12 protein-coding genes and 1 pseudogene are annotated in these 13,070 nt (G+C 62.1%); 8 read left to right on the top strand and 5 right to left on the bottom strand.

The annotated features are described in order from the left end of the window. The first annotated feature begins 6 nt into the window (after positions 1–6). From BC1002_RS23900 to BC1002_RS23875, 6 genes and pseudogenes are all read left to right on the top strand, one after another. The gene (locus BC1002_RS23900; RefSeq protein ID WP_013092574.1) at positions 7–1,035 is read left to right on the top strand and encodes an ABC transporter permease; all 1,029 of its coding nucleotides are present in this window, start codon (positions 7–9) and stop codon (positions 1,033–1,035) included. A 115-nt stretch (positions 1,036–1,150) separates the two neighbouring features. Beyond that, complete coding sequence (locus BC1002_RS23895) at positions 1,151–2,092, top strand: ABC transporter substrate-binding protein (RefSeq protein WP_013092573.1); 942 nt, start codon at positions 1,151–1,153, stop codon at positions 2,090–2,092. 249 nt (positions 2,093–2,341) lie between these two features. After that, entirely contained in the window at positions 2,342–4,291 is a 1,950-nt protein-coding gene (locus tag BC1002_RS23890) for a putative bifunctional diguanylate cyclase/phosphodiesterase (protein WP_013092572.1), read from the top strand. Positions 4,292–4,320: 29 nt separating this feature from the next. Further along, positions 4,321–4,743: a hypothetical protein gene (locus BC1002_RS23885; RefSeq protein WP_013092571.1), complete on the top strand. Its 423-nt coding sequence runs from the start codon at positions 4,321–4,323 to the stop codon at positions 4,741–4,743. Positions 4,744–5,021: 278 nt separating this feature from the next. Then, positions 5,022–5,441: pseudogene (locus BC1002_RS23880) on the top strand (fibronectin type III domain-containing protein); the annotation flags it as partial. Positions 5,442–5,657: 216 nt separating this feature from the next. Beyond that, positions 5,658–6,098, top strand: coding sequence for a hypothetical protein (locus BC1002_RS23875; RefSeq protein ID WP_013092569.1), 441 nt, complete (start codon positions 5,658–5,660; stop codon positions 6,096–6,098). Positions 6,099–6,164: 66 nt separating this feature from the next. Here BC1002_RS23875 and BC1002_RS23870 read toward each other — a convergent pair whose 3' ends face one another. Continuing rightward, positions 6,165–7,316 (bottom strand): peptidyl-alpha-hydroxyglycine alpha-amidating lyase family protein, encoded by a 1,152-nt coding sequence (locus tag BC1002_RS23870; protein ID WP_013092568.1) that lies wholly within the window; start codon positions 7,314–7,316, stop codon positions 6,165–6,167. 114 nt (positions 7,317–7,430) lie between these two features. Then, positions 7,431–8,327: a LysR substrate-binding domain-containing protein gene (locus BC1002_RS23865; protein WP_013092567.1), complete on the bottom strand. Its 897-nt coding sequence runs from the start codon at positions 8,325–8,327 to the stop codon at positions 7,431–7,433. Between the two features lie 45 nt (positions 8,328–8,372). Here BC1002_RS23865 and BC1002_RS23860 point away from each other — a divergent pair, with 45 nt between their 5' ends. After that, positions 8,373–9,404, top strand: coding sequence for a nitrilase-related carbon-nitrogen hydrolase (locus BC1002_RS23860; RefSeq protein ID WP_013092566.1), 1,032 nt, complete (start codon positions 8,373–8,375; stop codon positions 9,402–9,404). A gap of 101 nt (positions 9,405–9,505) precedes the next feature. Beyond that, positions 9,506–9,799 carry a DUF1330 domain-containing protein gene (locus BC1002_RS23855; RefSeq protein WP_013092565.1) on the top strand — a complete coding sequence of 98 codons (294 nt, stop codon included), beginning with the start codon at positions 9,506–9,508 and terminating at the stop codon, positions 9,797–9,799. A 47-nt stretch (positions 9,800–9,846) separates the two neighbouring features. Here BC1002_RS23855 and BC1002_RS23850 read toward each other — a convergent pair whose 3' ends face one another. The 3 genes from BC1002_RS23850 to BC1002_RS23840 all read right to left on the bottom strand — a co-directional run bounded on the left by BC1002_RS23850 (position 9,847) and on the right by BC1002_RS23840 (position 12,992). Then, a complete protein-coding gene (locus BC1002_RS23850; RefSeq protein ID WP_013092564.1) occupies positions 9,847–10,698 on the bottom strand; it encodes a carbohydrate ABC transporter permease in 852 nt (283 codons plus the stop codon). Continuing rightward, complete coding sequence (locus tag BC1002_RS23845; protein WP_013092563.1) at positions 10,695–11,585, bottom strand: carbohydrate ABC transporter permease; 891 nt, start codon at positions 11,583–11,585, stop codon at positions 10,695–10,697. Before BC1002_RS23845 ends, BC1002_RS23850 begins: the two co-directional genes overlap by 4 nt. A 174-nt stretch (positions 11,586–11,759) precedes the next feature. Beyond that, positions 11,760–12,992 (bottom strand): ABC transporter substrate-binding protein, encoded by a 1,233-nt coding sequence (locus BC1002_RS23840; RefSeq protein ID WP_013092562.1) that lies wholly within the window; start codon positions 12,990–12,992, stop codon positions 11,760–11,762. Positions 12,993–13,070: the final 78 nt, after the last annotated feature.

Raw genomic sequence — 13,070 nt, 5'->3', positions numbered from 1 at the left:
TATGACATGACAATGCAAACGGATACCGCGGCGCTGGACAACGAACGGCGCACTTCCGGGCTGAAAGCCCGAATTTTTGCGCCGACCGCCGTGCAAAAGATGCTCGCGTTCGCGAGCCTCATTCTGCTGCTGGTGTTCTTCAGCTTCGCGTCACCGGCCTTCATGCAGATGGACAACATCCTCGGCATTTTGCAGGCGACTGCCGTGAACGGCGTGCTGGCGATCGCGGCCACGTTCGTGATCATCACCGGCGGTATCGATCTGTCGGTCGGTACGTTGATGACGTTCACCGCCGTGATTTGCGGGGTGTTTCTCACTTACTGGCATCTACCGATGTGGATGGGCGTACTCGCGGCATTGGCGACTGGCGCGGTATGCGGCACGATATCGGGCACGCTGACCGCGAAAATGAAGATCCCGCCGTTCATCGCGACGCTCGGCATGATGATGCTGCTCAAAGGACTTTCGCTCGTCGTGTCGGCCGACAAGCCGATCTATTTCACCGATACCGAGAACTTCTACCGTATTTCCCAGGACTCGCTGATCGGCTATTTTCTGCCGAGCGTGCCGATTCCGAATGCGGTACTGATCCTGTTCTTTCTCGCGATCGTCAGTTCCATTACGCTCAATCGCACCGCGCTCGGCCGCTATACGTTCGCACTCGGCAGCAATGAAGAGGCGGTGCGGCTCTCGGGCGTCAATGTCGATCGCTGGAAGATCGCGATTTACGGCGTGGGCGGCGCGATCTGCGGCATCGCGGGTCTGTTGATCGCATCGCGGCTCAATTCCGCGCAGCCGGCGCTCGGTCAGGGCTACGAGCTCGATGCGATCGCGGCAGTCGTGATCGGCGGCACGTCGTTGAGCGGCGGTTCGGGCACGATACTCGGAACCATCATCGGCGCTTTCATCATGAGCGTGCTGACCAACGGACTGCGCATCATGTCGGTCGCGCAGGAGTGGCAGATCGTCGTGACGGGTTTGATCATCATTCTGGCGGTGTACGCGGACATCCTGCGGCGCAGCCGGGGAAGTTGATGTAGGTGCAAGGAAGCAGCAAATAAGCAGGGAACGCAGGAGCAGCAGAGGGCACGTGAAGGCTCCCTCGAAAGCTCGATAGCGGCTTGATAGCCCAACCATTGGAGGAGGCCCCATGTTGAAGAGAAGACTAATAGGTATCGTGGTCGGTGTCGGTGCGCTCGTTGGCGGAAGCAGTCTCGCGTATGCGGATGAGCCGTATATTCCGCTTATTTCGAAAGGCTTCCAGCATCAGTTCTGGCAAGCCGTCAAATCGGGTGCCGAGCAGTCCGCGAAAGCGAACAACGTCAGGATCACGTTCGAGGGACCGGAAACGGAAGCGATGGTCGACAAGCAGATCGACATGCTGTCAGCCGCGCTCGCGAAGAAGCCGCAGGCGCTCGGTATCGCGGCGCTCGACAGCAAAGCGGCCATCCCCTTGCTCAAGCGCGCCCAGAACGACAAGATTGCGGTGATCGCATTCGACTCTGGCGTCGACAGCGATATTCCGTTGACGACCTGCGCAACGGACAACGTCGCCGCCGCCGCGCTCGCCGCCGACAAGATGGCCGGGTTCATCGGCAATTCCGGCGAAGTCGGCGTGATCGTGCACGACCAGACCAGCCGCACCGGTGTCGATCGTCGCGACGGTTTCGTCAATCAGATCAAGTCGAAGCATCCGAACATCAAGATCGTATCCGTGCAATACGGCGCCGGCGACCACCTGAAGTCGGCGGAAATCGCCAAGGCCATGATCCAGGCGAATCCGAACCTGAAGGGCATCTTCGGCGCGAACGAAGGTTCCGCGGATGGCGCAGCGATTGGCATCAAGGAGTCGGGCAAGAAACTCGTGCTGATCGGCTTCGACTCCGGCAAGGAGCAGAAGGACAACATCATGTCGGGCTTGATGGCCGGCGCGATTACGCAGAACCCGGTCGGTATCGGCAAGTGCACGGTCGACTCGGCGGTCAAGGCGCTGCATGGCGAGAAGCTGCCGAAGAAGATCGATACCGGTTTCTACTGGTACGATAAGACCAACATAAACGATCCGAAGATCGTAGCCGTGCTGTACGACTAAGCAAGGCCGGCGATCGCGACTCGGGAAGCCGGGAACGCGGAAATCATCAAGGAGGAAGAGCCACGCTCTTCCTCTTTTTTATTGCCTTTGAGCAAACATCGGAAAGACGCCGCGCCGAGCAGAAGCGCGGCTAATAGTCATTTCACGCCATTGCCCGCATTAATCTGATATTTTATGTTTATGTAATCGTTGCACGAGCCGTCCATTCGCATGCCGATTCGGACCCACTAACCGTCGAATGCGCAGGTCATGGCTTTTACCGAACCAAGGTCTCCATTTTTCAAATGGCTCGTGTCCTCTGCTCAGAACCTGAGTCCGGACAACCGGCAGATTCTGCTGGCCAACCTGTTTACGCGAACCGCTTCGATCATATTCGCATCGATTTGCGAAATCAGCGTTTGCGCGACTGCGTATTATCTTTATCCGATTCCGCTGTATGCCGCATGGGGGATTGCGGTCGTCGCATTGCTGATCGTGCGGCTCCTGTTGATCTGGCTATGCCGCGCGCGCGCCGCGAAAGGGCTGCCCACACCGACTTCCGCGTTTATTTTCGCGAGTCTGTTGTGGAGCGCGCTATTCGGTTTCGGCACATTTCTGTGCAATATCAGCGGGAGTCCCACGCTTTTTCTGCTTGGAAACGTTTGCGCGGTCGGTGTGATTGGCGGATTGGCGGGACGTAATGCGGGCACGCCGCGGCTTGCGTTATTGCAGATCGTTTTCATTCTGAGCTTTCTGAGTATCGGCGCGGCAATGTCGCCGGGCAATGGCAAGCTCGTGTTGCTATTTCAGGTACCGTTTTGCGCGGCCGGCTTCTTCACGGTTGCGCTGCGCAGCAATCGCGATACCGTCGCGTTGCTGCTCGCGCGCGAAAACAGTCATCGCCTCGCTCGCCAGGACAGCCTGACCGGTCTGCCGAATCGCGCGCGCATCAGCGAACTGCTGCTCGAGCGCACCGGCGAGAGTTCGACCGGGCAGGGCGGTGCGTTCGCGGTGCTGCTGATCGACCTCGATGGCTTTAAGGCGATCAACGACAGTCTCGGCCATGCGGCCGGCGACCAGATTCTGCAGGAAGCCGCGACGCGTTTGCGCGACCTGCTGCCAAGCGGCGACCAGGTTGGCCGCCTCGCCGGCGACGAGTTCGTGGCGATTTCGGACGACACCGGGCAGCTTCGCGACGTGCGCGTGCTGGCCGATCGCATCGTCAGAACGCTGGCGCGGCCGTTCGTGCTGAGCGAAGCGCTCGTGCATATCGGCGCGAGCGTCGGCATCGCGCTGTACCCTGAACATGCGAAAACGGGTCCGCAATTGCTGATCTGCGCCGACCGCGCGCTGTATGGGGTCAAGCGCAGCGGTAAAAGCGCGTTTGCGATTTTCGATGCCGAGAAGCACGTATCCGACGAAAGCCTGAGCCTGCTGCGCAGCGACCTCGAAGGCGCGCTGAAATCGTTCGATGGTTTGCGTATGGAGTATCAGCCGATCATCGATCTGCACACCGGCGCGGTAGCGGGCCGCGAGGCGCTGCTTCGCTGGGCTCATCCGACGCGCGGCGAGTTGTCGCCGTCGGCGTTCATTCCGACCGCCGAGCGCACCGGCCTGATTCTCCTGTTGGGCGAATGGGTGCTGCTGCAATCGTGCATGGCGGCGTCGACGTGGCGCGACAAGGTGATCGTCGCGGTCAATGTATCGCCGGTGCAGTTGCGCGAGGAATCGTTCGCATCGACGGTGACGGCCATACTTCGGAAGACGAGGCTGCCGCCCACGCGGCTCAATCTCGAGGTTACGGAAACGGCACTGCTGAACGACGATGAAGTGACTCGCCGCAATATCACCCGGTTGCGCGCATTGGGTATCGCGCTGGCGCTCGACGACTTCGGCACCGGCTTTTCGACGATGTCGACGTTGGTGCGCTTCTCGTTCGACAAGCTGAAGATCGACAGCTCGTTCGTGCGCGAGGCCGTGCATGGTCGCGAATCGGCGGCCGTGGTGCGCGGCATCGTCGCGCTTGCGCGCGAGATCGGCATGCCGACCACGGCCGAGGGCATCGAAACCCAGGAGCAGCTCAATTTCGTACGCGTATGCGGTTGCACGCATGCGCAGGGTTATCTGCTTGGCAAGCCGATGAGCAACGATGAAATCGAGCAGTGTGAAGCGGTGCTCGACGCGCGTATTGCCGACAAGGCCGCGCCCGCGGACTTTTGACAACCGTTACCGACGCGATCGAGGTCGTGATGTCGTCTCCCTTGCAATTCCAGCTACGAATCACCGCATCGGCGGAACTCGCCAACTCGCTGCGCGCGGACCCTTCGTGCGCCGCGCATCCAGCACTTCGTACTCTTTTGCAAACGCATCACGCCACGCTCAAATGCCAATTCGATGCATTCGCTGACTACGTGAGCGAAGCGGAAAGAATGGGCGCCGAGAACTACCCGCTTTATCAATGGACACGGCAGACCATCGAGAATCCGGAGAAGAAAGCGAAATACCTGCAATCGTTCACGCTATATGTGAATGGCGACGAAGTGTATGACAAGGATATCGCCGATGCGCTCGAAGTCGGCTTGTCGAAGCTGATCGACGCGAATGGCATTGTTCGTGTGTCGAGGTTCGACACAAATCCCGCAACCAATCCGCAGCCGCCCGCGCGCACGTGACGCGACTGTTTAGATTTCACTCTTGAAAGCAAACCTGAGCGGCGCTCAGGCGGATTGCCGATTGCCGGTTGCATGCGCGTAATCGAATCGCGCGCCGCACCGGCAATTCGTTTTTATGCGCTTTTCAATCTCAATCCGCACCGTCCGCTGTTCTTCCGATGTTTTCATCGGTCTGTCATCGCCGTCCGGCTACGATCATCCATCACTTTCCGTCCGCGCTCGCCCCGCGGGGCGTTGTTTTGCGCTGGCATTCTTCCACCTGAACAACCGTACCGGACATGTCGACCAGAAAAATCGTCAAGACAACGCCTGCCGATGAGCAAGGCGCATCGATCGTCTCGCGCCGTGGCTTTCTGAAGTTCGCCGGCGCATCGAGTCTCGCAACGGCGGCGGGCGCGCTCGCATCGACCGCGCGCGCCGCCAATAGCGGCGCACCCGATGGCACGCCCGAGCAGATCCACCTGACCTGGGGCAGCGACCCGACTAGCGAAGTTACCGTGTCGTGGTCGTCGCTCGCACCTGCGGTCAATCCGCAGGTGCGCATCAGCGGCATCAATCACGGCGACCACGCGAAACATACGGTGCACGCGGTGCAAAGCACTTATACCGACGGCATCAACGGCGAGATCGTGTTCAACTATCACGCGCGCGTGCGCGACCTGAAGGCCGACACGATCTATCAATACGAAGCTTCGGCAACAACGCGTGGGTAGAAGAGTAGATTCAGACCGCTAATCGGCATTCACTCCAGGGGGCCGCTCACCAAGAGCGGCCCTTGTTTTTCACGGTCACCGCAAAAAACAATACCCCATTCATTTTGTTACACGTCTTACCGTGATCGACTGTCGCAGTTACAAAGGCCTTTCGAAAGCCCCGCTATACTCGGCGCCGTCTCACTAAAACAAAGACCCGATATGTCCAAGAAGATCGTCCAGATGGTTGCCGTGGCTGCATTGAGCGCTGCGGCGTCGTTGCCGGCCCTCGCCGGTGATATGAACAACATGCTCGGCGGCGCGCTCGGTGGTGTGGCCGGCGCGGCAGTCGGCGGCGCGGTGGGCGGCAGCACCGGCGCGGTGATCGGTGGCGCGGTGGGCGGTGGTGCGGGCGGCGCGGTCACGTCGAATCGTCGCGAACGTACCGGCGCGATCATCGGCGGCGCGCTCGGTGGCGGCGCGGGCACCGCGGCCGGCAATGCGATGGGCGGCCGTACTGGCGGCCTCGTCGGCGCGGCGCTCGGCGGCGGCGCGGGTTCGGCGCTCGGCGGCAACATCTCGCGCTCGAACTCGTACGCCGACGACTACTCGCGCGGCTACCATTCGGGCAAGCGCCATCACAAGCATCGCCATTACGACTGAGATGGCTTGACATCGACGGGACCGGTCCGCGTCCGCATCAAAAGCGAACGCGCCGGCCCTCGTCCATCACGCATGCAAGACCAGTTTCTGAACACGCCAGTTCAGCAACTCGGCCACGAATAAGACGTTTTCCGAAGGGCACGCCATCTCGTGAATCCAGCCGAACTGTTTCGGCTGTTTGCCCGCTTTGCCGAGTACGCCGAGCACTTTGCCATCGAGCGTCATCTTGTAGATGCGGCCCGGAAACGCGTCGGCGCTATAGAGCACCTGATTCGGTCCCGGCGAAATACAGATCGCCCAGGGTGAGCCCGGCGCGAACGTGCCCGCGGCGAGCTCCGCTTCGCTCGGCATATTGCCGATCGCGGGGCGCGCGTCCGGCGGCACCGGCACGTCGATCGTGAACTGGCGCAGGAACGTGCCCTCGGTATCGAACACCTGGATGCGCCGGTTGCTGCGATCGGCCACGTACACGTGGTCGTGCGCATCGACCGCGATGCTATGCGGCGTATGGAACTGCCCCGGTCCCGTGCCACGATCGCCCCATGACTTCAGCCAGTTGCCGTCGCGATCGACCTTCGCGACGCGCGAGTTGATGTATCCGTCGCTGATGTAGGTGTTGCCCGCCTTGTCCCACGCGACGTCGGTCACCTGGCGAAAGCGTCCGGGTTCGGACGGCAGCGGCGGATTCGGATGCTTGAGCGGCGCGGTTTCTTCGTCCGAGGCTTCCTGCTTGCGGCCGAACACCATCGCGACGCGTCCTTCCGGCGTGAACTTGATCACCATGTCCGAGCCCTTGTCGGTGACCCAGATGTTGTCGTGCCGGTCCACCTTCACCGTGTGCGCGAACGACCACGCATACAGGTTGTGGCCGATCTCACGCACGAAACGTCCATCCGGCGCGAACTCGAGCAATTGCGCGGCGGCCGCGCCATACGCGGGGCCGGTGGTGTTGCCGCGCGACAGCACGAAGATATGGCCACGCGAATTGAGTGCGACGCCCGAGCATTCGCCGAAGTACGTGTCGTTCGGCAAACGTACGGGGTTGGCAATCGAGTCAAAAGCGATCGTGGGCACGTCGGGTGTGTCCGCGGCGAACGCGGACGGCATCGCGAGTCCGGCGGCGCTGCCCGCAAGCAGGCTCATGAAAGTCCGACGGCTCATCGCCCGGTGATCGGGGCTGCCGCAGCACGCACAAAACGGCTCGTATCGCTCGCTCATTCGTTGTCTCCTTTGATCCATCGCTTGAAGTGTGCAAAGGCAAGCCTAGTGCACAAAACGCTTAATAGCTAAGTCGTTTTGCGATGCTGGAAGAGACAGTTCCCGTTATGCGCGTCAGATGCTCTTTGGGGCGCGTCCCGTCGATTTCGCCGCGCCACGTACGAACTCGACGAAACGCGCGGTCACCGGATCGTCGCGCGCAGGCTCCCATGCGAGTCCGACGCGCCAGCGCGCCGCGACATCGCGTAGCGGTATGACGGTCGCATCGCGAAGCAGGGATTGCACCCGCGACGGCACGAACGCCGCGCCGACGCCAGCGGCGACGGTCGCGAGCACCGTCTGGATGTCGTCGGCTTGCTGGATCACGCGCGGCACGAAACCATGCGCGCCACACCACCGATCGATCTGCGCGGCCAGTCCCGGCCCGCGTCCGCGCGCGAGCGCAATGAATCCCGTCTCGTTCAGCCGGTCCAGATTGGCAGGCAGGCGCTTGACGCTCGCGTTTCGCGGCAACGCGAGCGCCAGTTGTTCATCGAGCACGGCGAACGATGCCAGTCCGGCCTCCGCGGGCAAGCGTAGAAAACCGACGTCGAGCTTGCCGGCAAGCAAGCGTCTGCTTTGCTCGGCCGACGACAGATCGTTGAGCGTGACGGATACGTTCGGATTGAGCCGCCGGAATTGGGCGATCAGCGGTGGCGCGAAGTCGAGGGCGGAGAGCCCGAGACCGATGCGCAATGCACCGCGTTTGCCGCTGCCCGCCTCGCGTGCGCGCGCGAGAACCTCATCGGCATCCCGGATCAGCGCGATGGCATCGGCCAGAAACGCTTCGCCGAACGCGGTCAGTTCGGCGCCATGCCGGCCGCGCACGAACAGGCGCGCGCCGAGACTCGACTCGAGCGCAACGATCTGCTTGCTCAGTGCGGGCTGGCTCACGCACAGGTGGTCGGCGGCGTGACCGAAGTGGCGCTGTTCGGCCACGGTCACGAAAGCACGCAACAACTTCAGTTCCATTCTCTTAGCCTATCGAACGGATCGAAATATTCATTTTACTTATCGATGCACGGCGGGTCCAATGAGGCTATCCGAATCGCCGTTTATGAGGTGTTTGCCGTGTCTACTTCGATGCTGCGGGTTGCCGCCGTTCCGCTGGAATTATCGGGCGCGGGGATCTCGCCACCGGTCAATCGCGTTTCGCTTATCGCGGAGCGGCTTGCGCGTGCCGCGCACGATGGGATCGGGCTCGCGGTGTTTCCCGAAGCGTGTCTGGTCGAGTGCGCGAGTGTGGCGAAGCTGGGTCGGCGCGAGTTCCAGGCGCTGCCCGAGCCGCTCGATGGACCGTCGGTCAGCGCGATCGCCGACGCGGTCGAAGCGACGGGTGTCGGCGCCGGTGTCGGCCTGTTCGAGCGTGCCCCGGACGGGCGTATCTTCAACAGCTACGTGATTTGCATGCCTGGCGGCATCCGTCATTGTCATCGCAAGCTGTATGCGTTCGAGCATCGGCGCATCGAATGCGGCGACCGCTTCACCGTCTTCGACACGGCGTGGGGCGTTCGCATCGGCGTGCTGATCGGCGCCGACAACTATCTGATCGAAAACGTTCGCATCACCGCGCTGATGGGTGCAACGCTGCTGGTCGCACCGCACCGGCGCTATCTGAGCGCGAGTCAATGCGCCAAGCGCGACCCGATTGGCGCGCTGAGCCGCTGGTTGCCAGCACGCGCGGCCGATAACGGCATGTTCGTCGCATTCAGCGCAGCGACCGAGGGCGGCAGCGAGAAAGGCAACGCGCACGCCGGCGAAATGGACTCCGCATTGATTGTCGACCCGTGCGGCCGCGTTCTAGCCGACAGCGCCGGCGGTGAAAGCGCATTCGTGTCCGCCGAACTCGATACGGCGTTGATCGCTGAGAGCGTCGGGCGCCGGTGGCTCGCAAGGCGCCGCCCGGAACTCTACGGTCCGCTGGCGCGAACGGGGGGCGCGGCGCGGGCGATGCAGCATACCGAAGTCGTGGCCCGCGGCGGCGCGGTGCCACTGAGCGTCGCCGTGGTGGGCCGCGACCGGGTGACAGTCAGATGGAATGTGCGGTGACGGCAGGGCATCGCGAGCCAGCCCGCTTTGTTACCATGCAGGACAGCGACCGATATGGTCCGCTTTCGTTCCGCGTTGTTCCATCACACAAGGAGATTCGAATGAGCAAAGGTTATTGGGTGACGTCGTACCGCAAGACGAACGATCCGCAGAAACTGGCCGCGTACGCGCAACTCGCCCCGGCCGCGGTAGCGGCGGCGGGTGGCAAATTTCTCGTGCGGGGCGTGGCGGACGAGGCGCGCGAGCAGGGCCTCAAGGAGCGCACGGTCGTGATCGAATTCCCGACCTACGAAGCAGCCGTCGCCGCTTACGAAAGCGAGCAGTACAAGAAGGCGCTGGCCGCATTGGGCGATGGTGTCGAGCGCGATCTGCGCATCGTGCGCGGCGCCGACTGACGCGCGAGCCGCATTCCCACGCTGCGCGGCACGCGCCGCGCAGCTGCTTATTTCACCGCGCCGAGCGCGAGCCCCTTCACCATATAACGCTGCAACCACGCAAACACAATCGAAACCGGCAACGTCGCACCCAAAGTCGCGGCCATCACCAGATGCCATTCGACCACGTACTTGCCCGCCACCATATCGGTCACCTGCACGGTCAGCGTCTTGTTTTCCGGCGAGCGGATCAACGTATAGACGACCGCGAACTCGTTCCACGCATTGATGAACGTGAAGATCGCGGTCACGACGATCGCCGGCACCGCGAGCGGCAGAAACACCTTGAATACCGCGCGCGTACGGCTGCAGCCTTCGAGCCACGCGGATTCCTCGAGATCCTGCGGCACGGTCTGAAAGTACGACGACAGCATCCACACCGCGAACGCGATATTGAACGCCGCGTACGACACGATCACGCCGATTCTCGAATCGACCAGGTTGCCGTCGCCCCATGGAATCATCGCCGCGAGCCGGAACAGGCCGACCACCAGCAGGATCGGCGACAGCATCTGCGTGACGAGCAGGAACTGCCGATACAGACCGCGTCCGCGAAACGGGAAGCGCGCGAGCGCGTAAGCGGCGGGCAGGCTCACCGCGAGTGCGAGCGCGGTGGACAGGCAACTGATGATCGTGCTGTTGCGCAGCGCGACGCCGAAGTTGGCCGCGTCCCACATGTCGACGAAATTGCGCCACTGCCACTGCACCGGCAGCCAGCGCGCCGGATAGACGAAGATCTCCGACGCGGGCTTGACCGATGTGAAGAACATCACCGCGAACGGAAACAGTATGACGATCACGAGCGGCGTCAGCGCGATCCAGCACCACAGCGAGCGTTTGGTCTTCGCGCTCAGACTCATGACGGCACTCCTTCTTTCGTGCGTTGCAGACGCAGATAAGCGATCGAGAACACGAACAGCATCACGAGCATGATCAGCGAAACGGCGGCCGCTTCACCGGGACGTCCGAGCCGAAAGCCGAGTTCGTACAGATAGGTGACGAGGATGTGCGTGCTGTTGTCGGGCCCGCCTTGCGTCATCACCCAGATGATCGGAAACGAGTTGAACACGTAGATCACGTTCAGCAGGATCGCCATGTTGATGAACGGGCGCAGCAGCGGCATCGTCAATTGACGGAACTGCTGCCAGGCGCTCGCGCCGTCGATACGCGCGGCTTCGTAGATATCGCCTGGAACCGAAGACAGGCCGCCAAGAAAAATCGTCACCGTGAACGGAATCGACACCAGAATGCCAACCGCGATTTCGACGGGAAATGCGAATTCGGGCGTCGCGAGCCAGTGAATCGGGCCGCTGATCAGGCCGAGCCGCTGCAGCGTGACGTTGACCATGCCGTAGTCGTCGTTGAAGGCCCAGCGCCAGACGACGGCGGTCATCGTCAGCGACACGGACCACGGCAGCATCACGATCGTGCGCGCCACACCGCGGCCGTGAAAGTCCTGATTCAGAATCAGCGCGACAGGTACCGAGATCAGCACCGTGCCGCCCACCACGCACACGGTCCAGATGATCGTGCGGCGTACCGAAGCGAGAAACACCGGGTCCTCGAATACGTTGATGAAATTCTGCGCGCCGGTGAAGTCGCGAATCGCGCCGAAGCGCGACACCTCGTGCAGCGATTGCCACACGATGTTGAAAATCGGATAGCTGATGATGAACAGCGCCAGAACGAGGCTCGGCGCAATCAGCAACCAGGGCGCATGCGCGCGCGGAGAAACGGAACGGCTCATGCTTGCTCGATCGTAAGACGCGCCCGCTTTCTGGCGGCGGGCGCGACGGAATGGGCCGGTGGGTGCGTCGTGCTGCATAGGCTCGAATGGTGGGGGGGCGTGGCGCAACGCGCGGCGCTTTAGCTACGGCGCCGCGCGTCCCCTGTTCGTCTCGTTACTGCCGCAAGCCGAGTATCAATGACCGAGCGACTTGTTCGCCTGCGCAGCCGCCGTGTTCAACGCGTCAGCCGGTTGCGCCTTGTTCAGATAGATCGCTTGCATCGAGTCGGTCACGGCCTTCGCGGTGTCTTCCCAGCCTGTCACGGTCGGCGCGAAGTGAGCCGTGGGCAGCAACGCGACGAACGCCTTGATGTCCGGATCGTTGAACGCCGGGTCCGCCGCTTCGGCCTTTGTGGTCGGCAGGAAGCCTTCGGTCGTCGTGAACTCGACGCGCGGTTCCTTCGTGAACAGATAGTCGAGGAACTTCCACGCGGTCTTCTTCGCCTTCGAGTTCTTGAACATCACGATCGAGTCGGTGACCGCGTAGGTGGCGTGCGTCGTGCCCATCGGTACCGGATCGATGCCGTACTTCAGGTTCGGTGCTTCCTTCTTGATCTGCTTCGCGAGAAACGGCGCGGAGATCACCATCGCGACACGACCCTGCTTGAACAGGTTCTGCACGTCTTCGCGGCTATAGCCGGTGACGCCCGGTTGCGTGAGACCCTGGTCGATCATCTGCTTGTACATCGTCGCGGCCTTCACGCCCGCCGGCGAATTGAACGCGGCCTTGCCGTCCTTGCCGACCACGTCGCCGCCCGCCGTCCACAGCGCGTAGTAATAGTAGACGTCGGTTTCGATTTCCTTGCCTTGCAGACCGAAGCCGGCGATGCCTTGCGCCTTCAGCTTCTTCGATGCATCGATCACGTCGTTCCAGGTCTTCGGGCCGTCGGGGTAGCCGACCTTCGCGAGCATGTCCTTGTTGTAGTACAGCGCGCGCGCGGAAGCGGCGATCGGCAGCCCGTAGGTCTTGCCGTTGATCTGGCCAGGTGCAAGGAAGGGGCCGATGAAGCGGGCCTTGAAGTTCGCGTCCATATAGCCGTCGAGCGGCTCGGCGACGTCGTCCTTCACGAAGTCGAGCAGCCACCGCGTGCCGACGATCGCGAGGTCCGCGTTGGCGCCGCCGGAGATGTCTGTTTGCAGCTTCTGTTGCAGCGTGTCCCAGTTCACGTCTTCGATCTTGATGGTCGTGCCGGGGTTTGCCTTCTCGAAGTTGCGGGCCATTTTCTCGAAGTACGGCGCGGTCGCGTCGCTGTAGTGAGCGACCGTCACGCGGACCGTTTCGGCACGGGCCGACACGGCGATACCTGCAAACGCGAGCGCCACGGCGACTTTGCCTAGCGCGAGGGAAGCACGGGCATGCAACGACATTTTTCTCTCTCCTGTGGGTGGTTTGCTGCCGTCGCCGGCCGCCTTGGGTAAATTGTTTGAAAAAATCCTACATGACGC

It is taken from the genome of Paraburkholderia atlantica, from assembly GCF_000092885.1.
GTDB lineage: Bacteria > Pseudomonadota > Gammaproteobacteria > Burkholderiales > Burkholderiaceae > Paraburkholderia > Paraburkholderia atlantica.
The sequence above is the reverse complement of the archived record's forward strand: the minus strand, read 5'-3'. Positions and strand labels throughout refer to the sequence as shown.